The organism is Pseudomonas sp. RGB (assembly GCF_007713445.1).
Classification (GTDB): Bacteria; Pseudomonadota; Gammaproteobacteria; order Pseudomonadales; family Pseudomonadaceae; genus Aquipseudomonas.
The window spans coordinates 103,212-129,143 of record NZ_VMSH01000014.1; the positions used below are offsets into that span (position 1 = coordinate 103,212).

Consider the following 25,932-nt stretch of genomic DNA (forward strand, 5'->3'; position numbering starts at 1 on the left):
TGCTGGAAACGATCCATCCGGCTCAAGTACTGACGACGAGACAGCAAGGCCAAGGGAAGCAAGTGATCCCATGGCCTTTTTGCTTTCGGCGACATGCCTTGGGAAGTAGGCGAACCAAAGTGGGGATACGGAGGACGTTCATTTGCACCCATTGATCAAATTAGTTTGCCCTTAGGAGTTCCCAGCATGTCGATCAACGTCGAAGATTATTTCGCGCGCGCCACGTTTGACAAAATGAAGGCGTTCGCCGACAAGCAAGAAACCCCGTTCGTGGTGATCGACACCGCGATGATCAGCCAGGCCTACGATGACCTGCGCGCCGGTTTCGAATTCGCCAAAGTTTATTACGCGGTCAAGGCCAACCCTGCCGTCGAGATCATCGACCTGTTGAAAGACAAGGGTTCGAGCTTCGACATCGCCTCGATCTACGAGCTGGACAAGGTCATGGACCGTGGCGTCAGCCCCGACCGTATCAGCTACGGCAACACCATCAAGAAATCCAAGGACATCCGCTACTTCTACGAGAAGGGCGTGCGCCTGTTCTCCACCGACTCCGAAGCCGACCTGCGCAACATCGCCAAGGCCGCGCCGGGCTCGAAAGTCTATGTGCGTATCCTCACCGAAGGCTCGACCACGGCTGACTGGCCGCTGTCGCGCAAATTCGGCTGCCAGACCGACATGGCCATGGACCTGCTGATCCTCGCCCGTGACCTGGGCCTGGTGCCATACGGCATCTCCTTCCACGTCGGCTCGCAGCAGCGCGACATCAGCGTGTGGGACGCGGCGATCGCCAAGGTCAAAGTGATCTTCGAACGCCTGAAAGAAGAAGACGGCATTCATCTGAAGCTGATCAACATGGGCGGTGGCTTCCCGGCCAACTACATCACCCGCACCAACAGCCTGGAAACCTACGCCGAAGAAATCATCCGCTTCCTCAAGGAAGATTTCGGCGACGACCTGCCGGAAATCATCCTGGAACCAGGCCGTTCGTTGATCGCCAACGCCGGCATCCTGGTCAGCGAAGTGGTGTTGGTGGCGCGTAAATCCCGCACCGCCGTCGAGCGTTGGGTGTACACCGACGTGGGCAAATTCTCCGGCCTGATCGAAACCATGGACGAAGCGATCAAGTTCCCGATCTGGACCGAGAAAAAAGGCGAGATGGAAGAAGTGGTCATCGCCGGCCCTACCTGCGACAGCGCCGACATCATGTACGAAAACTACAAGTACGGCCTGCCGCTGAACCTGGCGATTGGTGACCGTTTGTACTGGCTGTCGACCGGTGCGTACACCACCAGCTACAGCGCTGTGGAATTCAATGGCTTCCCGCCGTTGAAGTCTTACTACGTGTAAGCAATTCGCACACAAAAAACCCATGACATGTCATGGGTTTTTTTTGGTCAGGACAGGCTCGCGGCGCGCTGTTGGTAGGCCTCGGCCATCGCCCGAATCTGCGGATCACTGGCTGCGGCCAACGCGGTGTGAGCCGTTCGCAAAAACTTCAGATTGCCGCCCGCCAGCGCCTTGCGCAGCCACGCCAATGCCTCGTCGATTCGGCCTCGGTCAGCCAATATCGCGGCATAGCTGAACTGCCCGCGAAAATCCCCGCCCTCGGCTGAACGCCGATACCACTCGACAGCCACCTCAAAATCCCTCGGGCAAGAGTGGCCGTCTTCCAAATAACGCCCCAGCAGGTTCATCGACTTGGCGTGGCCCTGCTCTGCAGCCAGCCGATAAAACCCCAGCGCTCGCGGTCGGTCTTCGTCGACACCACGACCGGTGGCCAGCAGATTGGCATAGTTGTACTGGCCCCAATCCAACCCAGCCTCTGCCGCCAGGCGATACTCCCGCGCAGCTGCCACTTCATCGACGGCGCAGCCCCAGCCATGTTCCAGGCAACGCCCGGCCATATTGCGTGCCATCAACTGCCCGCCGTTGGCGGCGATCTGGAACCAGCGCAGCGCCAGCGCTTCATCGCGCGCAATGCCGCGCCCTTCCAGCAGGATTTGCCCCAGCAAGGCCTGGGCGTCTACCACGCCCGCCTTGGCGGCCATCAAAATCGCCTGGGCGGCGCGCACCGGGGAATCGTCGAGCATGCTTTGCAGTTGCTCGACGTTGAGCACTTCTTCACGGCGCAGTAAAAAGCCCATGTCAGACCTCGACCCAGCGGCGCAACAGGTTGTGGTACGTGCCGGTGAGCTGGATCAGCGCTGGATGGTCAGGAACATCGCGGGTCAGTTGCTGGATGGCGCCGTCCATCTCGAACAGCAAGGTGCGCTGGCTGTCTTCACGCACCAGGCTTTGGGTCCAGAAGAACGAGGCGTAACGCGCGCCACGGGTTACGGCGTTGACCTTGTGCAGGCTCGAACCCGGGTACAGCACCATGTCGCCGGCCGGCAGTTTGACCCGCTGCAGGCCGAAGGTGTCCTGGATCTCAAGCTCGCCGCCGTCGTATTCCTCGGGGTCGCTGAAAAAAAGCGTGGACGACAGGTCGGTCCGCACCCGTTCATGGCTGCCCCGCGCCTGGCGCACGGCGTTGTCGATATGGAAGTCGAAACTGCCACCGGCCGTGTAGCAATTGAGCAAAGGCGGGAAGACCTTATGCGGTAACGCCGCTGACATAAACAGCGGGCTTTTCCACAAACGCTCGAGCATCGCCGCGCCAATTTCCTTGGCCAGCGGGTGGCCTTCGGGCAATTGCAGGTTGTGTTTGGCTTTGGCGGACTGGTGCCCGGCGGTGATTTTACCGTCGGCCCACTCGGTGCTTTCCAAGGCTTGGCGAATGCGCAGCACCTCCTCGCGAGAGAACAGGCCGGGAATGTGCAGCAGCATGGGGCAGTACCTGGAGGCAGAGAGGCGCCAATGGTATTGATTCTTATCCGCCCTGTAAAACGCGGGAGACGAACGAGTTGGTAAAAACCGTAAGCAAAAAGTGTAAAGAATGTAAATTCAGTGCGAATAGTAATGTATCGCAATTGATAGAAACTCTTGTTGACCCTATATTCCGCGGCCTTACAACCTTGGGGAAGGGACACGTCAATGTCGCGCACACTGCTAAAAACACCAGCCAGTTCACCACGCCTGCTGGCTTCGGCCATCGGCGTCGCACTCAGCGCCAGCTCTGCCGCCCAATTGGCGCAAGCGGCCGAGAGCACCGAACACAAAGGCGAGCGCAACAGCATCTCCCTGGGCGCCACCAGCATTACCGGCCAAGAGCAGGACAACACGTCCTACCAGGTGGAAAAAGCCGCTTCGCAAAAGTACACCGCGCCATTGGTAGACACCCCGCGCTCGGTGACCGTGGTGCCGCAACAAGTGCTCAAGGACACCGCCGCTACCTCGTTGCAGGACGCCTTGCGCACTGTACCGGGCATTACTTTCGGTGCCGGTGAAGGCGGTAACCCTCAGGGCGACCGTCCGTTCATTCGCGGCTTTGATGCCCAGGGCGACACTTATCTGGACGGCGTGCGCGACACCGGCGGCCAGAGCCGCGAGATCTTCGACATCGAATCGATTGAAGTCAGCAAGGGCCCGAACTCCTCGTTCGGCGGTCGCGGCTCGGCGGGCGGCAGCATCAACCTTGTGAGCAAAACGCCACAGGCGCGCGACTTCACCAACGGCGGTTTCACCTACGGCTCCGACCAGACCCGCCGCTACGTGCTCGACGTGAACCGCCAGTTCCTCGACAACGCCGCGTTCCGCTTGAACCTGATGAGCCACGAGCAGAACGTGGCTGGCCGCGATGTCATCGACTATGACCGCTGGGGTGTTGCGCCGTCGCTGACCTTCGGCCTGGGCACGCCGACGCGCGTCAACTTCAGCTACTACCACATGGAAAGCAACGACCTGCCGGACTCGGGCATTCCCTACGGCTACAGCTCGCCGACCGCCACGGCCCACGGGCACGACAAACCCACCGATGGCGGTGACAGCAACAACTTCTACGGTTTGAAGGACCGCGACTTCCGCAAGACCCGCGCCGATATCAGCACGTTCTCCATCGAGCACGACCTGAACGACAACATGACGCTGAAAAACACCCTTCGCCATGGCAGCACCGGCCAGGACTACGTGCTCACTCAGCCGGACGACAGCCAGCGCAACGTCAGCCGTTTCGGCACCGTGTGGCGCCGTGCCAACACGCGAGTGTCGACCACCGACACCACCACCAACCAGACCGACCTGTTCGGCAATTTCCAGCTGGCGGGCATGAAGCACTCGTACTCCACCGGCCTGGAATTCACCGGCGAAGAAACCCGCGTCAGCGGCTACACGGTCAGCCCGAACGCGAACCCGACCTGCACCGTGGCCAAAGGCAGCCTGGGCGGGCAGTGCACCTCGCTGAGCAACCCGACGCCGGACGACGCCTGGACCGGCAGCGTCGCGCGCAACTACTACGGCACCAACACCAAGGCCACCAGCCGCGCTGCCTACGCGTTCGATACCATTGAGCTGGACCCGAAATGGCTGTTGAACCTGGGCCTGCGCTACGACACCTTCGACACCGAAGCCAACACCAACGCCGCCGCGGGGCGCAGCAAAATCAAGGACGACAGCCAGTTCTTCAACTGGCAGGCGGGCCTGGTCTGGAAGCCGCTGGAGAACGGCAGCATTTACACCTCCTACGCCACCTCGGCATCGCCTGCCGGCGGCATGGTCGGTGAAGGCCAGGAAACCAACGGCTTCGTCACCGGCATCAACACCAGCGACCTGAAACCCGAAGAAACCGTCAACTACGAACTGGGCACCAAGTGGGACCTGTTCCACAACCGCCTGTCCCTGACCGGCGCGATCTTCCGTACCGAGAAGAAAAACACGCGCATTCTGGTGGACTCCAACACCTACGAGACCGCGGGCGAATCGCGAGTGGACGGCATCGAACTGTCCGCCAGCGGCAAGCTCACCGAACAATGGCAAGTGTTCGCCGGCTACAGCTACCTGAAAAGCGAGCTGGTTGACCCCGGCAAAAACGGCAACCGCCAGGGTGTCGTCACTGCCGGTTCCAACAAGGGCAACCAAATGCCCAACACGCCGAAAAACACCTTCAGCCTGTGGACCACCTATGACATCACGCCAAAGCTGACCATCGGCGGCGGTGCGTTCTACGTCGACCAGGTTTACGGCGATGCGGCCAACACCGTTTACGTGCCGTCGTACACACGCTACGACGCCATGGCCAGCTACAAGCTGACCAAGAACGTCGACCTGCAATTGAACGTGCAAAACCTGACCGACAAGACCTACTACGACAAAGCTTACGCGGCGCACTTCGCCAACCAGGCGGCCGGTCGTACGGCGTTGTTGACCACCAGTTTCCACTTCTAAACGCGGCAAACTTCTGGCCCAAAGCCCCACGCATCGGATGCGTGGGGCTTTTGCGTGTAAAACAGAAGATTTCTCGTTAGCCCACGGCATAATGCGCGCCGTGACTTATATATCCAGATGAGCGAGGCGGTCCGACGTGTTGAAGAAAACCCTGTTCCAGTTGCACTGGTTCTTCGGCATTACCGCCGGGCTGGTGCTGGCATTGATGGGGATTACCGGGGCTGCGGTCTCGTTTCAGGATGAAATTCTGCGCGCGCTCAATCCGACCGTATTGAGCGTCGAAAAACGCGAAGCCGGCGTGCTGCCGCCTGCCGAACTGGTGCACAAGCTGGAGGCCACCGAAGGCAAGACCGTGTCGATGCTGTGGGTGGAAAGCGACAGCGGCAACGCCGCGCGCGTGTTCTTCACCGCACCGCCGGGCGAGCGGCGTGGCCAGATGCGCTACTTCGACCCATACACCGGCAACTACCTGGGCGACGCCGTCGGCCAGGACGTGTTCGGTTTCATCTTGCAGCTGCACCGCTTCCTGGCGGCTGGCGATACCGGCCGGCAAATCACTGGCGCCTGCACGCTGATCCTGGTGTTCTTCTGCCTGTCGGGCCTGTACCTGCGCTGGCCGCGCCAGGTGGCAAGCTGGCGCGCCTGGCTGACGCTGGACTGGCGCAAAAAGGGCCGCAGTTTCAACTGGGACCTGCACTCGGTATTCGGCACCTGGTGCCTGCTGTTTTATCTATTGGCCGCGCTCACTGGCCTGTATTGGTCGTATGACTGGTACAACCAGGGCGTGACCAAACTGCTCTCCGACGCACCGCAAAATGAACGCATGCGCAAGCGCGGCCCGCCGCCCGAAGGCCCGGCGCCGGTGGCCGACTACGACGCGATCTGGAGCAGCATCTACGCCAACGCCGGCCCCGGCTTGAGCGCCTACAACATCCGTATGCCGGCCGTCGCCGGGCAGCCGGCCATTGTGTATTACCTGCTCAACACATCGCCGCATGACCGCGCGCTGAACCAGATCAACCTCGACCCGGCCACCGGCGAGGTCAAGTCCCATGACCGCTACGCGAGCAAGACCTTCAAGTCGCAATTGCTCACCAGTGTCTACGCGCTGCACACCGGCAGCTACTTCGGCCTGGTAGGCCGCATCATCCTGACCGTCAGTGCGCTGTGCATGCCGCTGTTCTTTATTACCGGCTGGCTGCTGTACCTCGACCGCCGTCGCAAAAAACGCCAGGTCCGCGATGCCCGCAAAGGCCTCGGCGCCAACCACAGCGACACCCCGGCGTGGCTGATCGGCTTTGCCAGCCAGAGCGGCTTTGCCGAACAGCTTGCGTGGCAGACGGCCGGCCAATTACAGGCCGCCGGCCTGCCGGTAAAGGTGCAGCCGTTGGGCAGTGTCAGCCAGCAAGACCTGTGTGAGTCAGAACATGCACTGTTCGTGGTCAGCACCTTCGGCGACGGCGAAGCGCCCGACAGCGCCCGCGGTTTCGAACGCAGCGTGCTCGGCCAGGACCTGTCGCTCAAAGGCCTCAACTACTCGGTGCTGGCCCTGGGCGACCGCCAGTACGAACACTTCTGCGGCTTTGCCCGGCGCCTGCATTTCTGGCTGACCCACCAAGGCGGTAACCCGTTGTTCGCGCCTGTGGAAGTCGACAGCGGCGACACCGAAGCGCTGCTGACCTGGCAACAGCAGCTGGGCCAGCTCACCGGGCATGCGCCGGCATCCGCCTGGCAGACCGCCCAGTACGAAAACTGGACCCTGACCCGACGCACCCTGCTCAACCGCGACAGCGTCGGCTCGGACATCTACTTGCTCGGCCTCACACCGCCTGCGCCACACACTTGGCTGGCCGGCGACCTGGTGGAAATACTGCCGCGCAATTGCCCGTGGGCCATCGAACACTTCCTCGCCGGCCTGGGCCTGGCCGGCAGCGACGGCGTGTTGATCGAGGGCCTTGCGCAAACCCTCAACCAAGCCCTGGCGACCCGCCAATTGCCGGACAACCGCGCGCACTTGGTCGGCCTGCATGCCCAGGCACTGGTGAACGCCCTGGTGCCCCTGGGCATGCGCGAATACTCCATCGCCTCGATTGCCAGCGACGGCGTGCTGGAGCTGATCGTGCGCCAGGAACGTCACCCCGACGGCAGTCTGGGCCTGGGTTCCGGCTGGCTGACCGAACACGCCGCCCTCGGCTCAAGCATCAGCCTGCGCGTGCGTCGCAACAGTGGTTTCCATCTGCCTGAGGCGCCAGTGCCGCTGATTCTTTTGGGCAACGGCACTGGCCTTGCCGGCCTGCGCAGCTTGCTCAAGGCGCGCATTGCCGCTGGCCAGCAGCGCAACTGGCTGCTGTTTGGCGAGCGCAATATCGCCCACGATTACCTGTGCCAGGACGAGCTACAAGGCTGGCTGGCCAGCGGCGATCTGGCCCTGCTGGACCTGGCGTTTTCGCGCGATCAGCAAGAAAAAATCTACGTGCAGGATCGCCTGCGCGAGTCGGCGGACGTGCTGCGTCGATGGCTGGCAGACGGCGCCGCCATTTATGTCTGCGGCAGTTTGCAGGGCATGGCGACGGGCGTGGACCAGGTGCTGCATGAGGTGCTGGGCAGCGAAGCAGTCGAGCGCTTGATCGAGCAGGGCCGCTATCGTCGGGATGTGTACTAAGCCCTCATAAACACCGAGGATCAAATGTGGGAGCTGGCTTGCCTGCGATGCAGGCACCTCGGTGTATCAGTGACACCAGGGTGATGCAATCGCAGGCAAGCCAGCTCCCACAGTGTTTAAGTGCATTGCAGGTCAGGCAGGCTGCAGCTTTTGCTCGAACACCGAGACCCCATCCAAGTCCCGCAAGATTACGGTCAACTCCGCCGTCTGCCCGTCAATCTGCACCTCACCAAAAAACTGAAACCCAGCCAGCGGCGAGGTGTTCTGCGCAGGCGGCGCCTTCTCGAACACCACCTGTGGGCCAAAGGTTTTATCCAGCGGGTTGGGCCCAAAACTCCCTGCATTCAAAGGCCCGGCCACAAACTCCCAGAATGGCTCGAAATCCTGAAATGCCGCCCGGTCGGGGTGGTAATGGTGCGCCGCGCAGTAGTGCACATCCGCCGTCAGCCACACATGGTTACGCACCTGCTGGGCACGCAGAAACCCCAACAGTTCGGCAATCTCCAGCTCACGGCCCTGGGCCGGGCCAGGGTCGCCATTGGCAATCGCTTCCCAACGCGGCACGCCGGGGCTGACCTCGCCATCCGGTACGCCAAGGCCGATGGGCATGTCGGCGGCGATGACCTTCCATTGCGCCTTTGAGGCCTTGAGTTCGCGCTTGAGCCAGTCCAGTTGCTCACGGCCCATGAACGGTTTTTCGCCGCCCAGGTTGTCGTCGTTGGGGCCGCGGTAACTGCGCATGTCCAGTACGAACACATCCAGCAGCGGGCCGTAACTGAGCTTGCGATAGATCCGCCCGCCGCCATCGGCGCTTTGCCGACGCATCGGTGAATACTCCAGCCAGGCCTGACGTGCGCGGCCGACCAGGGTGTTGATGTCCTTGGTCTGATAGCGCTCATCGAGTTGCTTGCTCGGCGACCAGTTATTCACCACCTCGTGATCGTCCCACTGCCAGATCTGCGGCACCTCGGCGTTGAAGCGGCGCACGTTTTCGTCGAGCAGGTTGTAGCGGTAATTACCGCGGTATTCATCCAGGGTTTCGGCGACTTTGCTCTTGGCTTCGGTGGTGATGTTGCGCCAGATGCGTCCGTCTTCAACGCTCAACTGTGCCGGCACCGGGCCGTCGGCGTAGATGGTGTCGCCGCTGTGGATAAAAAAGTCAGGCAGGCGCAAGCGCATCGCTTCGTAGATGCGCATGCCGCCAATGTCCGGGTTGATACCAAAGCCCTGGCCGACGGTGTCGCCGCTCCACACAAAACGGATGTCACGGCGTTGTTGCGGCACGCTGCGCAGGTGGCCGAACCACGGCTCGCTGGCGACGCCGGTCTGGGCGTCTTCAAAATGCACGCGGTAAAAGATCGCCTGGTCGACCGGTAACCCTGTGAGTTCGACGCGGGCAGTAAAGTCGGTGCGGCTGTCGGCCAGTGGCGAGATGAATTTTCGCGGGTTGCTGAACACGCTGCGGGTGTCCCATTCCACCACCATCTTGGCCGGGCGGTCGCTGCGGCTCCAGATCATCGCGCGGTCGCCCAGCAGGTCGCCGGACTGCACACCATCGGTGAGTTGCGGCCGGTCCTTGACCGACGCGATCACCGCCGGCGCCAGGCCCGGCAGCAGCAGGCCGGCGCCGACGGCTTGCATCACGCGGCGACGGCCGAGATCGAAGTGGCTCATGCAGGTGCCCTCTTGAGTATCAAAAGGTCAACTAAAGCACGCGGGGATGAAGCGGATGTGACACCCGACTGGGCAGCCCCGAAGATCCAAATGTGGGAGCGGGCTTGCCCGCTCCCACATTTTTGGCCGGTGTCAGGCCTTTCCCGGAGCTACTGTGAGTTCCACCGCCTCAGGGCGCTTGATCAGCGCATACACCAACCCCGTCAACAGGCTGCCGGCAACAATCGCCAGCAAGTACAGCAGGGCATGGTTCATCGCATTGGGAATGATCAGCACAAACAGGCCACCATGAGGCGCCGCCAGTTTGCAGCCGAAATACATCGACAGCGCGCCGGTCAAGGCGCCACCGGCGATGCTGGCCGGGATCACGCGCAGTGGGTCTTTGGCCGCAAACGGAATCGCGCCTTCGGAGATAAAGCACAGGCCCAGAATCATCGCGGCCTTGCCGGCTTCGCGCTCGGTCTGGGCGAACTTGCGCCGCGCCAGGAACGTGGCGATGCCCATGCCAATCGGCGGCACCATGCCAGCGGCCATGGTCGCGGCCATCGGCGCGCCGCTGGAAGCGGCCAGCAAGCCGACGGAAAACGCATACGCCGCCTTGTTGATCGGCCCGCCCAGATCGACGCACATCATGCCGCCCAGGAGGATGCCCAGCAGCACCGCGTTGGTGGTGCCCATGGTGCTGAGAAAGTCGGTCAGGCTGGTGAGCAGCCGCGCAACCGGCGGGCCGACCAGATAAATCATCGCAAGGCCGGTGAACAAACTCGCCAGCAATGGAATGATCAGGATCGGCTTGAGCGCCTCCAGGCTATGCGGCAACTTCACCGCGCGGGTGATCAACTTGACGCAATAACCGGCGAGGAAACCGGCGAAAATCCCGCCGATAAACCCCGCGCCCAACGTGCCCGCGAGCAGGCCGCCAATCATGCCCGGCGCGAGGCCGGGGCGGTCGGCAATCGAGTAGGCGATATAGCCCGCCAGCAACGGCACCATCAGCATGAAGGCCTGGTCGCCGACGGTTTTGAGTGCCGCCGCCAAGGTACCCTTTTCTTCAAAGGCATGAATGCCGAACACAAACGACAAGGCAATTAGCAACCCGCCGGCCACCACCATCGGCAACATGAACGACACACCGGTGAGCAGGTGTTTGTACACGCCGGTCTTTTCCGATTTTTTCGCCAGCGCGCTGCCGGCCGCGCTTTCCACCGCGCCTTCGGCCAAGGCTTTGTTGAGCGTGGCTTCGGATTGCTTGAGGGCAATGCCGGTGCCACAGCGGTAAATCTTCTTGCCGGCGAAGCGCTCGGTGGCCACTTCAATGTCGGCCGCCAGCAACACCACGTCGGCATTGGCGATGGCCTCCGGGCTCAAAGGCGTGCGCGCGCCCACCGAGCCCTGGGTCTCGACCTGCAAGTCGTAGCCCAGGCGCTTGGCGGTTTGCTGCAAGGCTTCAGCCGCCATAAAGGTGTGCGCTACGCCGGTTGGGCAGGCCGTGACCGCGACGATACGCGGCGCGGTTTTGGCTGCCTGCTGCGTCGCCACATAGACCTCAGCCTCTTCGGCGCCGCGACGCAATACTGCGTCCACATCCGCCAACGCCTGGGCCGGCGTGCTCTGGAACACGCGCTTGCCGACAAAGCGCTGCATCTCCACCGGCGTGCTGCTGACCAGCAACACCCAATCGGCGTCATCGAGCGTGGCCTGGGACAACTGGCGTTCCGGGTGCTGCACGTCCACCACTTCGACACTGGTGTGCAAGCCCTGGCGCTGCGCGGCGGCGTCCAACAAGCGGGCGCACAGCACACTGGTGACCATGCCGTTCGGGCAGGCGGTAACAATGGCTAACTTCATCACAAACCCTCTTATTGTTCTGTCAGCGCGCGCACATGGACGCCGCTTTCGAGACGCGCCAACTGCGCGTCATCGCTGATGCCAAACCCGATCTGTGTGACGGCCATCGCGGCAATTGCCGTGGCGCGCCGCAAGGTGGTTTGCGGCAGATCAACCTTGAGCAAACCGTGAAGCATCCCGGCCAGCAGCGAATCGCCGGCGCCCACCGTGCTGGCGACGCTGACCTTAGGCGGCGTGGCGTGCAGCGCGGTACCCGGGCTGAACCAGTTCACGCCGTCGGCACCGTGGGACACCACCACATGTTCCACGCCTTGGGCGTGCAGACGCTCGGCGGCCTGGGCCTGTTGCGCGATGGAGTCCGTGGGGCAATCCAAGGCCTCGGCCAACTCTTCAGTGTTGGGTTTGATCAGCCACGGGCCCGCCTGCAAACCGGCGCGCAAGGCTTCGCCGCTGGTGTCGAGGGCGACTTTCAAACCGAGGCTTTTCAGGTGTTCCAGCAAGCCCTGGAACCACTGTGCGCTGATGCCGCGCGGCAAACTGCCGGCGACCACCACCGCGTCGTGCCCTGGCGCAATCCGCGTCAGTTGATCGAGCAACGCCTGCTGGGCCTGCTCACTGACCTGCGGTCCCGGCGCATTGACGTCGGTGACCCGGCCGTCCTGCTCGGCGATCTTGATGTTGCTGCGGGTTTCGCCCGGTACGCGAATAAACGCATCGGCAAAACCACGCCGGGCAATCAACGCCTCGAAGGCTTGCGGATTGTCTTCACCCAGAAAGCCGCCGACGGTGACGTGATGACCAAGGTCCGCCAACACTTGGGCGACATTCACACCTTTGCCGGCGGCGTGGGTCAGCAGGGTTTCGCTGCGGTTGACGGCACCCGGCTCCAGGCGTGCCAGGCGTACCGTGAGGTCCAACGCCGGGTTCAGCGTCAGGGTCAGAATCTTCGCCATTTACACGGCCTCCACTAGGGCTCGCACTTGCGCGGGCGAACCCACCGCAAGGGCTTTTTGCGCCAGGCCCTGGGCCTCGCTCAGACTGAATTCGCGTACCCGCGCCTTCACTTCAGGAATGCTGCGGGCCGACACGCTCAACTCGTCCACCCCCAGCCCGATCAGCACCGGCACCGCCAGCGGGTCCGCCGCCAATTCGCCGCACACGCCCACCCACTTGCCATGGGCGTGGGCAGCACGCACGGTGATGTCGATCAGTTGCAGCACCGCCGGGTGCAGGCCGTCGGCCTGGGCCGACAAGGTTGGGTGGCCACGGTCGATGGCCAGCGTGTACTGGGTCAGGTCGTTGGTGCCGACGCTGAAAAAGTCGACCTCCTTGGCCAGTACCGGTGCGAGCAAGGCGGCAGACGGCACTTCGATCATGATGCCCAGCTGCAAGTCGGCGACCGGGATTTCCAGGCGCAGGCGCTCGGTCATGTCCCGGGCCGCGCGCCATTCATCGACGCTGCCGACCATGGGAAACATGATGCGCAGCGGTCGGTTGTCCGCCGAGCGCAGCAGCGCACGCAATTGCGCTTCCATGATCTGCGGGCGTTGCAAGGTCAGGCGAATACCGCGCACACCGAGGAAGGGGTTTTCTTCCTCGGCGATCGGCCAGTACGGCAGCGGTTTATCACCCCCAACATCGAGGGTGCGCACCACCAGCGGGCGACCGCCAAGGCCGTCGAGTACGCGGCGGTATTCGGCTTCCTGAGTGGCTTCATCCGGCGCTTGTGGGTGAGCCATGAAAATCAGCTCGGTGCGCAGCAGGCCGATGCCTTCGGCGCCCTGCTCCACCGCGCCGGCAACACCGGCGCTCTCGCCGATATTGGCGAACACTTCCACGGCGTGACCGTCACGGGTCAACGCCGGTTCGTGGCGCTGCGCCGAAGCCGCTTGCAGGCGCTGTTCGCGGGTGTCGCGCTCGACGCTGGCGCGTTGCAAGGTGGTGGCGTCGGGGTCGACATGCAGGCGACCGCGCTGACCATCGAGCAACAATGGCGTGCCGGACGCGAGCAGCAACACCGCCGCGCCTGCGCCTACCAAGGCGGGAATGCCCAGGGCGCGCGCGACGATGGCGCTGTGCGCCGTGGCGCCGCCACGCGCGGTGAGAATGCCGGCGACACGGGCCGGGTCCAGGCGCGCGACGTCGGAGGGACCGACTTCGTCCATCACTAAAATGTAGGGCTCGCTCGGCTCCTGGGCGGTTTCGACGCCGCACAATTGCGCCAGCACCCGACGGCCGATGTCGCGCAGGTCGGCGGCGCGCTCGGCGAGCAAGGCATCCTGCAGCGCCTCCTGCTGCTTGGCGGCGGCCTCGATCACGCTCATCCACGCCGCTTCGGCGCTCTCGCCCTGCTTGAGGCGGGTGTCGACTTCGTCGGTCAGTTCCGGGTCGTCGAGCATCTCCTGATGGGTGATGAAGATCTCGCGGATGGCTTTGGCCTGGCTGCGTTCGATCAGGCCCTGGATATCGCGGCGCACATCGGCCAGGGCGCTCTGCAAGCGCTGGCGCTCAATGGCCGAGGACTCGCCGCGAAGGGGGTAATCGAAGACTTGCTGCACCTGGATATGTGCAGGCCCGATGGCAATGCCCGGCGCGGCAGCGATGGCCTGGATCTGGCTGCCGGCCGCGGGCGCGCTGATGGCCGGTTCGATCTCGACGCTGGCAAGCTGGGCACTTACGGTCGGCAGCGGCTCGATTTCTTCGCCCAGACCTTCTTCTACCGCCGCGAGCAACGCGGGCAATGCATCGCCGGCAATTGTCGGTTCAGCGACAAACTCCAACACCTGACCGCGACGGGCGCCAAGGCTCAGCAACTTGCTCAAACTTTTCACCGACACGGCGCCCACCGGGCCATCAACCAGGCGCACGCGGATATCGCCATCAAAACTTTTCGCCAATTGCGCGAGGATCTTCGCTGGCCGTGCATGCAAGCCATGGGCGTTGGCCAGGGTGACGCGCACGCTGGGCCAGTCAGGCGGCAGTTCGCCGCCGAGCACTTCGAGCACGGCGCGGCTGCTGGTGGCGCGGCCGAGTTCCTGGCCGCGTCCTTCAATCAACAACGCGCACAGGCGTTCGAGCAAGCTCTGGTGCGCTTCGCCAAGGCTGGCCAGGCAAAACAAACCGTTGAGCGGCTGGCCGAGGTAACGCATGGGTTTGTCCGGCGTGACGAACGCAAGGCCCGGCCGCTTGACCGTCTGCTCGCTGTGCAGCCACCACAGGCCATCGCCCAGCGGCAACGCGTCGACTTGCTGCAACACGGCAGCAAAACCATTGCTCACGCAATCAGCCTGACGCAACAGGCGTGCGCCTCGCCAGACAAGCTCTTCGAAGTCATCGGCGGACACGCCAAGGCTGATCATTTGCGCGTCCAGCGCCAGTTCCTGCGGCGCGCCTTGCAGCAGCTTCAGCAAGGCGTCGGCCGAACCGGCACGGCGCAGCGCCTCGCCCAGATCGGTTTCACCGAGGGCGCGGGTCAGCAATTGCAGCAGGCGCAGGTGTTCATCGGATTTGGCGGCAATGCCAATGGCCAGGTAGACGATCTGGCCATCGCCCCAGTCCACCCCTTCGGGGAACTGCAGCAGGCGTACGCCGGTGGAAAAAACCTGGTCGCGGGTTTCCGGGGTGCCGTGAGGGATGGCAATGCCTTGGCCGAGAAAGGTCGAACCTTGGGCTTCACGCGCTTGCAGGCCACTGAGGTAACCCTCGGCGACCAGGCCGTCGGCCACCAGTTTGTCAGCGAGCAGGTGCAAGGCAGCAGATTTATCCACAGCCACCTGGCCCATGGATATCTGCTCTACAGTGAGCTCAAGCATGCCGTTCTCCTAGTTAGTGCGGTGGGCGCACTAGGTATTGTTTTGAATAAATCAGCGTGGCTGCGTTCAAAAATAGCTGACTGAGTGGTCAATTGGCAGTAGCCAGTCAGTCGCGAACGTCGTAAAAATACGCTGGCTGAAACGTTTAATCTAGAATTTATGGCAGATTACGCGCTAATTATGCAAGCTTGAAGCGCCACTCGGCGCTTGAGCTCAGCCAATAGTCGTGTGCAGTAATCGGTTACGATTGGACAAAATGTCGGGGCAAGCTCTAAAAAACAAGGAAATCCCGGTTTGAAACTCAGTGATATCGCACGTCTGGCCGGTGTGTCCGTGACCACCGCAAGCTACGTCATCAATGGCAAGGCCGCGCAACAACGCATCAGCAGCGCAACCGTCGAGCGGGTGCGCGCGGTGGTTGAAGCCCATGGCTTTACCCCAAACCCTCAGGCGGCCGGGCTGCGCAGTCGGCACACGCGCACCTTGGGCTTTATCCTGCCGGACCTGGAAAACCCCAGTTACGCACGGATCGCCAAGTTGTTGGAACAAGGCGCACGGGCGCGCGGCTATCAGTTGCTGATTGCCAGCTCCGACGATGAGGCCGACAGCGAGCGCCAATTACTGCAGCTGTTTCGCGCGCGGCGTTGCGATGCGCTGTTTGTGGCCAGTTGCCTGCCGGCCAGCGATGACAGCTACCGCGAACTGCAAGCCAAAGGCCTGCCAGTGATTGCGATCGACCGGGTGATGGAAACTGAGCAGTTTTGCTCGGTGGTCAGCGATGACCGCCAGGCCTGCCAGCAGTTGACCAGCAGCCTGCTGCAACCGTTGCCCAAGCAGATCGCGCTGATCGGTGCGCGTCCCGAGCTGGGCATCAGCCAGGAGCGCGCTGCCGGCTTTCATGAAGCGCTGAAAGGCTTCACGGGTGAGGTCATCGTCGAACAGGGCGAGGCCTTCAGCCGAGATTGCGGCCGACAACTGATGGAGCAACTTCTGCAACAACTGGGGCATTTGCCTGACGCGCTGGTGACCACTTCGTACGTGCTGCTGCAAGGGGTGTTCGACGCGCTGCACGACTTCCCGCTCAAATCCCGGCCGCTGCGCCTGGGCACTTTTGGTGACACCCAGTTGCTGGACTTCCTGCCACTGCCAGTCAACGCCATGGCCCAGCAACATCAGCTGATTGCCGACACCGCCCTGCGCCTGGCGTTGGCCGCCATTGAAGAAGAACAGTACCAACCGGGCGTGCACGCCATCGGCCGGACCTTCAAGCAGCGTATTCACGAGGCTTGAGCGTGGAGCTGATCGACACCCATACCCACCTGGACTTCCCGGACTTCGACCCTGATCGCCGGCAAGTCCTCGCCCACAGCCGCCAACTCGGCGTGCAGCGCATGGTGGTGTTGGGTGTGTATCAGCAAAACTGGCAACGGCTGTGGGATCTGGTGCAGGAAGACGAAGGCTTGTTCGCCGCCTTCGGCCTGCACCCGGTGTACCTGGATGAGCATCGCCCCGCCGACCTGACGGAGCTGGGCGACTGGCTGACACGCTTGAAGGGCCACCGGCAACTGTGCGCCGTCGGTGAAATCGGCCTGGATTACTTTCTCGAACAGCTGGACCGCGAGCGCCAGCAACGCCTGTTTGAAGCGCAGCTGAAACTGGCAGCGGACTTCCAGCTCCCGGCCTTGCTGCACGTGCGCCGCAGCCACGCAGCAGTGATCGCCACCCTCAAGCGCATTCGCCTGCCACGCGGCGGCATCATCCATGCGTTTGCCGGCAGTTTTGAGGAAGCCCGCGAGTACATCAAGCTGGGTTTCAAACTCGGCCTGGGCGGCGCCGCCACATGGCCGCAGGCGCTGCGCATGCACAAAGTACTTGCGCGACTGCCCCTTGACGCGGTGGTGCTGGAAACCGACTCGCCCGACATGGCGCCCGCCATGTACCCGGGCCAGCGCAACAGCCCGCAACACCTGCCGGACATCTGCACCGACTTGGCCGAACGCATGGGGATCAGCCCTTTACTGCTGGCCGAGACGAGCACACGCAATGCGCGCGAGCTGTTCAACTGGTAGCGGTTTGACCGCCTGCAAGTTCAACGTCAGCCGTTGCCGATGACGGGCGTAACGCAGCACTAGAAAGTGCATCAGCACCGCCACCAGCGAAACGTTGAGTTGCCCGACCACGCTGAGCAACCCGACCCACTCCGCCACCAGCGCCACAATCAGCACCGAGCAGGTCAATACCACCATGCTCGGGGCCACCATGGCCCAGTGGTCCAGCGCTTTGAACTGGCGCAGCTGCCTGGGGCATATCAACTGCAGGGTGCGCTGGCAATAGGGGCATTCAAAGGGCTCGTGGATGGCAATCGCATTCACTTGCCAGGGCTTGAGTTCAAACGTGATGTCGCAATGGGCGCAATGCCCTTTGATCCCCATGGCAGTGGCCATCGCTGTGCCTCCCTTGAACCGTGACGGGTTGAAACAAATTCTCACCCATTCAGGCATTCAAAAAAGCCACACAGCGAAATCAGGACGGGCACCACGGCCCACGAAGACCAAGTCCTACGCGCCGGCCCTACACACGAAACGCGCCGATCAATTGCTTCAACTCGACGACTTGCACCGACAGCAGCCGACTGGCCGTTTCGGTCTGATGCGCGCCCTCGGCGGCATGCTCGCCCGCACGATTGATGGCAACGATGTTCTGGTCGATATCGTGGGCCACGGCGGTTTGCTGCTCCACGGCCGCGGCAATCTGCTGGTTCTGATCGACGATCATTCCGACGGCGCCCAGGATATTTTCCAGGGCTTGCTGGACCTTTTCCGACTGCCCCACGGTGCCATTGGCCATGGCATGGCTGGTGCCCATGACCTTCACGGCCGCGCCGACACCGCTGTGCAGGCGGCTGATCATCTGTTCGATTTCTTCAGTGGACTGCTGGGTGCGTCGGGCCAGGGTGCGCACCTCGTCGGCCACCACAGCAAAACCGCGGCCCTGCTCGCCGGCGCGCGCCGCCTCAATCGCGGCATTCAGCGCCAACAGGTTGGTTTGTTCGGCGATGCTCTTGATCACCTCGAGCACGCCACTGATCGACTGGCTGTCGGTGGCCAATTGGTTGATGACCTGCACTGACGCCTCTATCTCCGACGCCAGGCTCGCGATGCTGCCCTGCTGGGATTGCACCAGGCCTCGGCCGCTGACGGTTTCGTCGTTGACGCTGTGGGCACTGCTGACCGCCGCCGCCGCACTGCGCGCCACTTCCTGGGCGGTGGACGACATCTGGTTCATGGCCGTCGCCACCTGCTCGATCTGGCTGCGCTGCCCGGAAACCGCCTGGTTGCTGTGGGCCGACACGGCTTGCACTTGCCCGGCTTGCAACTCGACCTGGCTGACGGTGTGACCGACGCGCTCGATCAAGTCATGAATCCTGGCCACCGTGCCGTTGAATACCTGGCCCAACTCCCCGAGTTCGTCGCGGCTGTGGGCAACAAAGCTGACGGTCATGTCGCCGCCCGCGACCTGGTTCATCATCGCCCCCAGGCGACGCAACGTGGTGCGGGTCGACGCGTAGAAACCGGCATACAAATAAAAGATCAGCACAAACACCGCCACCAGCGCCGAGACCAGCACCATCATGTGCGTGCGTTTTTGGGCCAGGCGCTGCTCAAGTTGCTGTTCAAGAAACGTCAGGGTCGCTTCATTGAGTTGGTAGGTTTGGGCCATCAACTGGCTGACGCTTTCATAAAAACCCTGCCACGGCGCATCGAGGGTTTCGGCCATCACCACCTGCTCTTCAAACAACTCGCTGCCGTGCTTGAGGCTCGCGCTGCTGGCCGTGACCAGAGGGTCGAGCGCCGCATGCGCGGCGGTGCTGGCGCCCAGTGCGTCCTGCAACTTCAGGGCGTACTCGGCCTGGAGTTTTTCCAATTGCTGCAGCAGTTCATCAAAGCGCGTACTGGAGGATGAATTGAGAAAACCCTGGCCCAAGGAGTAGGCGCCCATGGCCCGCCCTTCACCCAGGGTTTGGGTGACTTGCGGGGTGACGCTGGTGACCAGCTCGCTGAGTTGGCGCAAATCGCCCTGAGGGTCACGGCTCAAGCCGGACTGGCTGGCAATGATCTGGCTGAGCATCTGGGCCTTGTTGAGCAATTTGCCAATCAGCGCGCTTTTGCTCAGCAGCGAGGTTTCCTGTTGCTGAGCCTTGAATGCGGCGACCATTTCGTCGCGCTTGCCATCAAAAACACGGGTGTGTTCAGGGTCGCCGGTCATCGCGTTGAGGCCTTGCAGGCGGCTCAACACGCTCTGTTCCAACGCACTGATCTTGCCCTCCAGATCACCAGCCTTGCCGGACTGCCCCAGCACCGCGTTGATCTGCACCTGGTTATTGAGGGTTTCCAGGTCACGGCGCAGCGCCAGGCTGCTGCCGAGCAGATCGAGGCTTTGCAGTTCGATGCGAGTGCCCTGCAATTGCGCCCAGGAATCACGCACCAGGAAATAATTGGTGGCCAGCATCGGCAGCAGGAACAGCACGCTGATCAGGCTGAATTTCATGCCGAAACTCAGACGGTTCATCAGCGCGATGGCGGGATAGAGCAAGCTCTTCAAAGGTGTACTCCCTTTCTATTATTTTTATTGAGGCGCAGGGGGAAGCGGCAGATAGCCACTATTTGGCGCTCTGTCTGTATAGCTCAATTTGAAAGGGAGTTTTGTAACGTAAGGTTAACGACCTGCGCTGAGCGGTTTTTTGTGGCGGGGGCGCAAAGTCCCTCGCCACAAAAACCCGCTCGTCTGGCTAGCTAGGGCAGTACGGTCCAGATCGCAAACCCGGCATACCACAGCACCGCCGCGCGCAGCAGCAGTTCCCACAGCCGATCCAGGCTGTTGATACCCTCGGGCCCCACCACGGGCGGTTGGATTTCAGCCGCCGCCAGGCCGACTTTTTCTACCAGTTGTGCAGCGCTGATGTCCCAGCTCAACAACTCATGCAACATCACCCGCCCAACCGCGACAAAGTTACCCACCAAGGCAAAACTTGCCGCCAGAAGGCGCACCGGCACCCAGTCAAACGCGTGACGCAATTGCCCGGCACGCTCGGCAACCTGCGGGTTCTGGCTATATTCGCTGGCCAATGCCAGTAGGCGATACGCCAACGCCGCCACCGGCCCCAACAGGAAGTACCAGAAAATCACTGCAAAAAAGCTCTGATAGGCCTGCCACAGCAAATGGCCTTGAACGCGCTCCAGCAGTTGCTCGCCATTGTCAGCCACCACCTTCAGGTCTCGTTCGGCCACATGCTCGGCGGCCTGCAGGTCACCGCGCCGCCATGCATCGCGAAACGGCCCAAGCCCAGCCAGCAGATCGCCGCGCCCGAGGCTGTAAATCACCACCAGCAGATGCACCGGCAGCGCCAGCAGGCCATAAGCCACCGGTTCCAGCACCAACAGCAACAGCGCCAGTAAGGCCACCGGCAGTAACACCAACAGGACAAGAATCAGCCAGGGCCGCTTCCCCATGCGCGGGCTGGATTCCAGCTTGGCCAGCTCGCGCAGCCATCCACCGTCGCGTTGTAACCGCTGACGCAAGGCCGAGAATTTCTCGATCCAGACCGCCAACACCAACACCAGGAAACTCATCGTGCGTGTCCTCCATCCTGCAGGGCGCTGCGAAAGCGCGTCCAATCAAAAGCCGGGCCCGGGTCGGTCTTGCGACCCGGTGCGATATCACTGTGACCACAAATACGCTGCCGAGTGATGTCTGGATAAGCCGCCAGCAGCTGTCGCGTGAGGTCAATCAGCGAAACATATTGGGCCTCGGTAAACGGTAGCTCGTCCGTTCCTTCCAGCTCGATTCCCAGAGAAAAGTCATTACACACCTCGCGCCCCTCGAAGCTCGATACCCCGGCATGCCAGGCGCGGTCCAGGCACGACACAAATTGCGTCACGCTGCCGTCGCGCTCAATCAGAAAATGCGCAGACACCCGTAAGTCGGCAATGCCTTCAAAGTAAGGATGTTGCGTGACATCCAGGCGATTCTGGAAAAACTCATGCACCTTGCCGGTGGCAAACTGTGCCGGTGGCAGGCTGATGTTATGCACCACCAACAGGGAGATCTCGCCGGCGGGGCGCTCGTTGAAGTTGGGCGAAGGGCAATGGCGAATGCCCTGGCACCAACCGCTGGTGGGGTCCAACTGCATACGGGTTCCTTGAATGAGACGAGGTGTTACCAGTATGCCGCGTTCAGGCCTGCGGTTGCGATCACTTGCCGCGATTGAGTTGACGCAGGTTGCCCACCACGCATGCCAGCGCGCGGTCGAACAGCAGCCCGTCGTCCAAGGTACGCAAGGCCCCGCGCTTGAATGCCATGGCCAACTGGTCGGCACTTTTTTCAAGGACTTTGAGGCCGGTACGGCTGACAAAAATGTAGCTATTGGCCGGGGCCATGATCGCCGTCAACTTGCAGCGCAACGCTGTGTTTTCGTCTTGCTGGAACTCAAACCAGCCACCGACACGCAGCTGGTGAGCCTTGAGCAGGTCCGGGTCATCGCTCGGCAAGCGCTGTATTGAATCAGGCAACCCGACACTGAACGAAAACGGCTCACGCACCTTGATCAGCGCGTCGATGCACTCGCCTTCGGCCGACTGAACATGCATGGCCTGCAATTGAACAAAAAACTCACGGGTGCTGAAAGGGTCGAACGCCGCGCTGGTCAAGCCGTTGCGTAAAGCCGTGAGCAGCCCGGGCAGTTGCTCCAGCAGGTGCCGGCCGGCCTCGGTGTCTGTCTGCAGGCCCACACTCCAGATCAACTCGTCCATGGTGCGCACGCCCGCCTGCCACTGCACCGACTGTTCGCCGTGCTTGAGGCAGGCCAACAACAGCACCTGGCTCCAGGCCTGCTGAAGAAACCGCACCACCGATTGCGGCAAGACCTTGCCGAGCAAGCGCCGATTGAGCAGATCGGCCACACGGTCACGTGCGGCTTGCGTGCGTATGCGCCCTTCTTCGGCCTCACGGGTGTGTTGTTCAAGCAACGCGCTACGGCGTTGTTCATCCGAGGTGAACGCAGTGAACTGCGCCAGCAGTTGGGAAAAAATCGTCAGGTCTTCGACGAAATCATTCAACAAACACTGCACCACTTGCTCAATATGCAAGTACAGGCTGTCGCGCTGATAGCCCTCGTGCGGGCTCCAGCCCATGGCAGCCGAGGCGATTTCATTGAGCAGTCGACGCGCCGGGTGGCAGGCGCGGCTGAAGAGGCTCTTGTCCAGCACCGCCACTTTCAACATCGGAATCTGCAAGCGCGCGATCAAACCCTTGAACGCATCAGGCACGGTGCGATCATTGAGGATGAACTCGAACAGCAAGGCGATCAGATTGATCACGTCTTCATCGGCGCCTTCCACCACACGCGACTTGCCGCTCTTGACGCTCACGCGGGTCAACAGTTGTTCAAGCTGGTTACGCAGGTCGAAATCGTCTTCGGCCTCAGGTTCAGGCACATATTGTTGCAGGTGCGAGAGCAGGCGCAGCAGGTCGCGCGAGGCAATGGGTTGCGGTTCGGCGCAGGCTTCCAGGGTCGGCGCCACGCTGCCTCGCACCGCCGCCAACAACACCTGCAAGGCGGCGAAGGCTTGCTGGCCGTTCTCATCCAGGGGCGGGTCGATGGCTGGCGGGTTGCCTTCTCGCTGCTGGTCACGGGCGGCACGCCCGCCAGGGCGACGCGAGGGCACGGCCTTGAGTTCGGGCAAAACCCCGGTGGCGACCAGCAACTGATTGGCTTCGCAGAACAATTGGTCGGCGTCACTGAGCACGTACTTTTCAAACAGTTTGAGCATGATCAGCTTGACGCGAATCTCTACGCCCAGGCTGCGCCCCGCGCGCAAAAAGAACTCGCAAAGCAGCGCCGGACCCAACGGGTTGTCGCACTCGCTCAGAGGCTTGCCAAGCAATGCACTCAAGCGCGCGGTCAGTTGGCCCAGCGCCAGACCATCGCGATGTCGCACCCGTCCGAGCATGGCCTCCAGCGCAACGGCCTTTTCCAGTTCGTCGCTGGACGTGCCGGGCGCCGCCTCATACGACACCACCGGCACCAAATGCACCTCGCCTGGCTCTGCATGGCCCAGACTGGCGAAAGCGGCGAACAACTGCGCCATGAACACGCGCTCAAAATTTTTGCGCTTGAGGCGCAGGTCACGCATCGCTTCAAAGAAGATGTGATGGTCAACATTGCTGCGGGCCTTGTCGGCCATTTCGAACAGCGTGTCATCGGCGTTATCGAACAGTTCCTGCAGACCTTGCTGCAACTGTTGGGCAGCCTTGTCGCGAACCTGCAGCAACACCACCGGCAGGCGCGCAAGCGGCGATGGCGTGGGGTGCGCCTTGTTGATTGGCACCACCTTTCCGTCATTGTGCATCCTGGCCTCCTGAAACGGCGGTGTTGGGGTGGGGAGCGATCAGCTACAGGTCCGATGGGGGCTGCGAAAACCGGTTGTCACCAGGACGTCAAAGCTATGACGCCAATTGCAAGGCGCAGGATTATCTTGCAAATAAGGGTAGTTGCGCCAGTGAACTCTGCCATTGCTCTGTAAATGAGTGTTGAGTCTGGGTTCACAGGCGCGCTGCCCCTATAATCCGTGGCACTTTGTTTGTGGAGCCTGTTATGCCGAATCTCCGTCTTGCCGACCTCACCGCCGAAATCGAAGCCAACGTGCGCCGTGCACTGCTGGAAGACATCGGCAGCGGCGACATCACTGCGCAATTGATTCCGGCCGAACGGCTGGCCAAGGCGACGATCATCACCCGCGATGCGGCCGTCATCGCCGGTACGGCCTGGGTCGATGCGGTGTTCCGTCAGCTCGATCCGCGGGTCGCGGTGCATTGGCAGGTTGCCGACGGTGAGCGTGTCAGCCCCAACCAGGCGCTGTTCCACCTTGAGGGCCCTGCCCGCTCACTGCTCAGCGGCGAACGCTGCGCGCTGAATTTTCTGCAGATGCTGTCAGGCGTCGCCACGCGCGCTCAGTACCTGGCGGATTTCGTCGCCACGACCCAGGTCAAGCTGCTGGACACCCGCAAAACCCTGCCGGGCCTGCGCCTGGCGCAGAAATACGCGGTGACCTGCGGCGGTTGTCATAACCACCGCATCGGGTTGTACGACGCCTTCCTGATCAAGGAAAACCATATCGCTGCGTGCGGCGGGATTGCGCAGGCGATTACCGCCGCGCACAAGATCGCGCCGGGCAAGCCCGTGGAAATCGAAGTGGAAAGCCTGGAGGAACTGCGCGAAGCGCTGGCGGCGGGCGCCGATATCATCATGCTCGACGAATTGAGCCTGGATGACATGCGTGAGGCCGTGCGCCTGAATGCGGGCAAGGCCAAGCTGGAAGCCAGCGGCGGGATCAATGAAACCACGCTGCTGCCCATCGCTCAAACCGGAGTGGACTACATCTCCATCGGCGCGATGACCAAGGATGTGAAGGCGGTGGACTTGTCGATGCGGCTGAGCATCTGACGTTTTAATGTAAGCGCCGGCAAGCCGGCGCCTGCACAGTGTTTCAGATCGCGAGGTTGTTCATCCCGCAATACTCGTTCCAGTCGACACCCAGCACCTCGGCGGCCTCCTTGTGCAAGGCCAGGCGTGCGGCCTCGAACTCTTCCGGCGTCGACGTGTACTTGAGGGTCAATTCCCATGGCTGCAGGCCCTGGGCCTCGGCCTCATCCTCAAATGACCATTGGATCTGGTCCCTTTGATCATCGGCGCTCAGGTCCTTGATCTCATCCAGCAGTTCCGGCGACTCCGCAACGTACTTTTTGAGGGCTGCTTCGTGCCGCGCTTCCTGGGTCATTTCTGGTGTGGTCATGTTGTTCTCTTAGATCGAGGAATGGGGATGCATCTGGGTCATCAAGGTTGCGCAGATACGAAAGAGCAAGCATGAATGCCGGCTCGTCTGGCCTTCAGAACCATTCTGGGATCATCTGAAAACAGTGCTGCCTTTTAAAACAGTGTCGCGTTTTTTCAACAGTGTTGCCTTGTGCCCGAGACAGGAATCGAACCTGCGACCTTCGCGTTACGAGTGCGCTGCTCTACCGGCTGAGCTACACGGGCGGTGGGCTAAAGCTAGCACCGCATTGGGCAGGCGGCAACTAACTCGCCTACCGCCCGACGGCCGTCAGGCCCCGTCGGCGCCGCAGCCTCTGGCAACGTATTGCGCTTCAGCCGTGGTCGCGCACTTCCAGCCCGTGGTGGCGCTGCGCGTCAACGTGATGGTCTTGCCCAGCACGGGCGCAGGCGCATCAAGAATTTCACAGCTGATGGAGCCCGCGCCGGTGGCCACATCGCCTGCCACGTCGATCTTGCAATTGGCGGTGGGACTGGTGCCACCGATCAAGGCCAGGGTCGGTACGGTGCCCTGGTTGAGGGTGTCCTCGAAACCTGCCTTCAGCGCGGAGACTTCAGCCAACCCCGCGGTGAACTTGGCCTTGGCCTGGTGCTTGGTATACATGGGCAAACCGATAGTGGCCAAAATGCCGATGATTGCCACGACGATCAACAGCTCGATCAAGGTAAAGCCTTTCTGACGCATCACATTCACTCTCCAGAATAGAAACCCTCACAAGGCGCGT

Annotated in this window: 19 protein-coding genes, 1 tRNA gene and 1 pseudogene; 6 read left to right on the plus strand and 15 right to left on the minus strand. The window is 62.0% G+C overall.

Annotated elements, in window-relative coordinates; genetic code table 11:
• Window positions 1–186 precede the first annotated feature (186 nt).
• On the plus strand, window positions 187–1,350 hold the full coding sequence (locus FPT15_RS24160) for a type III PLP-dependent enzyme (protein WP_053254366.1): 1,164 nt from the start codon (window positions 187–189) through the stop codon (window positions 1,348–1,350).
• A 47-nt stretch (window positions 1,351–1,397) separates the two neighbouring features.
• Here FPT15_RS24160 and FPT15_RS24165 read toward each other — a convergent pair whose 3' ends face one another.
• Both FPT15_RS24165 and FPT15_RS24170 read right to left on the minus strand, forming a co-directional pair.
• A complete protein-coding gene (locus tag FPT15_RS24165) occupies window positions 1,398–2,147 on the minus strand; it encodes a tetratricopeptide repeat protein (RefSeq protein ID WP_145165262.1) in 750 nt (249 codons plus the stop codon).
• 1 nt (window position 2,148) lies between these two features.
• Window positions 2,149–2,829, minus strand: coding sequence for a Fe2+-dependent dioxygenase (locus FPT15_RS24170; RefSeq protein WP_145165263.1), 681 nt, complete (start codon window positions 2,827–2,829; stop codon window positions 2,149–2,151).
• A 207-nt stretch (window positions 2,830–3,036) separates the two neighbouring features.
• Between FPT15_RS24170 and FPT15_RS24175 the strand changes: the two genes are divergently transcribed.
• Window positions 3,037–5,322: a TonB-dependent siderophore receptor gene (locus FPT15_RS24175; protein WP_145165265.1), complete on the plus strand. Its 2,286-nt coding sequence runs from the start codon at window positions 3,037–3,039 to the stop codon at window positions 5,320–5,322.
• Window positions 5,323–5,458: 136 nt separating this feature from the next.
• Entirely contained in the window at window positions 5,459–7,984 is a 2,526-nt protein-coding gene (locus tag FPT15_RS24180) for a sulfite reductase flavoprotein subunit alpha (protein ID WP_145165267.1), read from the plus strand.
• Between the two features lie 132 nt (window positions 7,985–8,116).
• Here FPT15_RS24180 and FPT15_RS24185 read toward each other — a convergent pair whose 3' ends face one another.
• The 4 genes from FPT15_RS24185 to ptsP all read right to left on the minus strand — a co-directional run bounded on the left by FPT15_RS24185 (window position 8,117) and on the right by ptsP (window position 15,318).
• The gene (locus FPT15_RS24185) at window positions 8,117–9,658 is read right to left on the minus strand and encodes an alkaline phosphatase (protein ID WP_145165269.1); all 1,542 of its coding nucleotides are present in this window, start codon (window positions 9,656–9,658) and stop codon (window positions 8,117–8,119) included.
• Window positions 9,659–9,790: 132 nt separating this feature from the next.
• A complete protein-coding gene (locus FPT15_RS24190) occupies window positions 9,791–11,506 on the minus strand; it encodes a PTS fructose-like transporter subunit IIB (protein WP_145165271.1) in 1,716 nt (571 codons plus the stop codon).
• Window positions 11,507–11,517: 11 nt separating this feature from the next.
• A complete protein-coding gene (gene pfkB, locus FPT15_RS24195; RefSeq protein WP_145165273.1) occupies window positions 11,518–12,459 on the minus strand; it encodes a 1-phosphofructokinase in 942 nt (313 codons plus the stop codon).
• Window positions 12,460–15,318 carry a phosphoenolpyruvate--protein phosphotransferase gene (ptsP, locus tag FPT15_RS24200; protein WP_145165274.1) on the minus strand — a complete coding sequence of 953 codons (2,859 nt, stop codon included), beginning with the start codon at window positions 15,316–15,318 and terminating at the stop codon, window positions 12,460–12,462.
• 294 nt (window positions 15,319–15,612) lie between these two features.
• Between ptsP and cra the strand changes: the two genes are divergently transcribed.
• Entirely contained in the window at window positions 15,613–16,608 is a 996-nt protein-coding gene (gene cra / locus FPT15_RS24205) for a catabolite repressor/activator (protein ID WP_145165276.1), read from the plus strand.
• A 2-nt stretch (window positions 16,609–16,610) separates the two neighbouring features.
• Window positions 16,611–17,387: a TatD family hydrolase gene (locus FPT15_RS24210; protein ID WP_145165278.1), complete on the plus strand. Its 777-nt coding sequence runs from the start codon at window positions 16,611–16,613 to the stop codon at window positions 17,385–17,387.
• On the opposite strand, the gene FPT15_RS24215 is transcribed toward FPT15_RS24210, so the two are convergent.
• The 6 genes and pseudogenes from FPT15_RS24215 to FPT15_RS24235 all read right to left on the minus strand — a co-directional run bounded on the left by FPT15_RS24215 (window position 17,334) and on the right by FPT15_RS24235 (window position 23,726).
• The gene (locus FPT15_RS24215; RefSeq protein WP_124416411.1) at window positions 17,334–17,762 is read right to left on the minus strand and encodes a hypothetical protein; all 429 of its coding nucleotides are present in this window, start codon (window positions 17,760–17,762) and stop codon (window positions 17,334–17,336) included. The two genes, FPT15_RS24210 and FPT15_RS24215, sit on opposite strands and share 54 nt — an antisense overlap.
• Before the next feature lie 127 nt (window positions 17,763–17,889).
• Window positions 17,890–18,819: a methyl-accepting chemotaxis protein gene (locus tag FPT15_RS30455; RefSeq protein WP_372241493.1), complete on the minus strand. Its 930-nt coding sequence runs from the start codon at window positions 18,817–18,819 to the stop codon at window positions 17,890–17,892.
• Window positions 18,793–19,887, minus strand: a pseudogene (locus tag FPT15_RS30460) (methyl-accepting chemotaxis protein); the annotation flags it as partial. The pseudogene FPT15_RS30460 and the gene FPT15_RS30455, both read right to left, overlap by 27 nt.
• A 224-nt stretch (window positions 19,888–20,111) precedes the next feature.
• Complete coding sequence (ampE, locus tag FPT15_RS24225) at window positions 20,112–20,948, minus strand: regulatory signaling modulator protein AmpE (protein WP_145165282.1); 837 nt, start codon at window positions 20,946–20,948, stop codon at window positions 20,112–20,114.
• Window positions 20,945–21,508: a 1,6-anhydro-N-acetylmuramyl-L-alanine amidase AmpD gene (gene ampD / locus FPT15_RS24230; RefSeq protein ID WP_145165284.1), complete on the minus strand. Its 564-nt coding sequence runs from the start codon at window positions 21,506–21,508 to the stop codon at window positions 20,945–20,947. The genes ampE and ampD overlap by 4 nt, the downstream gene beginning before the upstream one ends.
• A 61-nt stretch (window positions 21,509–21,569) precedes the next feature.
• Window positions 21,570–23,726, minus strand: coding sequence for a DUF1631 domain-containing protein (locus FPT15_RS24235; protein ID WP_145165286.1), 2,157 nt, complete (start codon window positions 23,724–23,726; stop codon window positions 21,570–21,572).
• A gap of 245 nt (window positions 23,727–23,971) precedes the next feature.
• Between FPT15_RS24235 and nadC the strand changes: the two genes are divergently transcribed.
• Window positions 23,972–24,820 (plus strand): carboxylating nicotinate-nucleotide diphosphorylase, encoded by an 849-nt coding sequence (gene nadC / locus FPT15_RS24240; protein ID WP_145165288.1) that lies wholly within the window; start codon window positions 23,972–23,974, stop codon window positions 24,818–24,820.
• A 43-nt stretch (window positions 24,821–24,863) separates the two neighbouring features.
• On the opposite strand, the gene FPT15_RS24245 is transcribed toward nadC, so the two are convergent.
• The 3 genes from FPT15_RS24245 to FPT15_RS24255 form a co-directional block, all read right to left on the minus strand.
• Window positions 24,864–25,169, minus strand: coding sequence for a DUF6388 family protein (locus FPT15_RS24245; RefSeq protein ID WP_106578609.1), 306 nt, complete (start codon window positions 25,167–25,169; stop codon window positions 24,864–24,866).
• A 172-nt stretch (window positions 25,170–25,341) separates the two neighbouring features.
• Window positions 25,342–25,414, minus strand: a tRNA-Thr gene (locus FPT15_RS24250).
• 64 nt (window positions 25,415–25,478) lie between these two features.
• The gene (locus FPT15_RS24255) at window positions 25,479–25,892 is read right to left on the minus strand and encodes a pilin (RefSeq protein WP_145165306.1); all 414 of its coding nucleotides are present in this window, start codon (window positions 25,890–25,892) and stop codon (window positions 25,479–25,481) included.
• Window positions 25,893–25,932 lie beyond the last annotated feature (40 nt).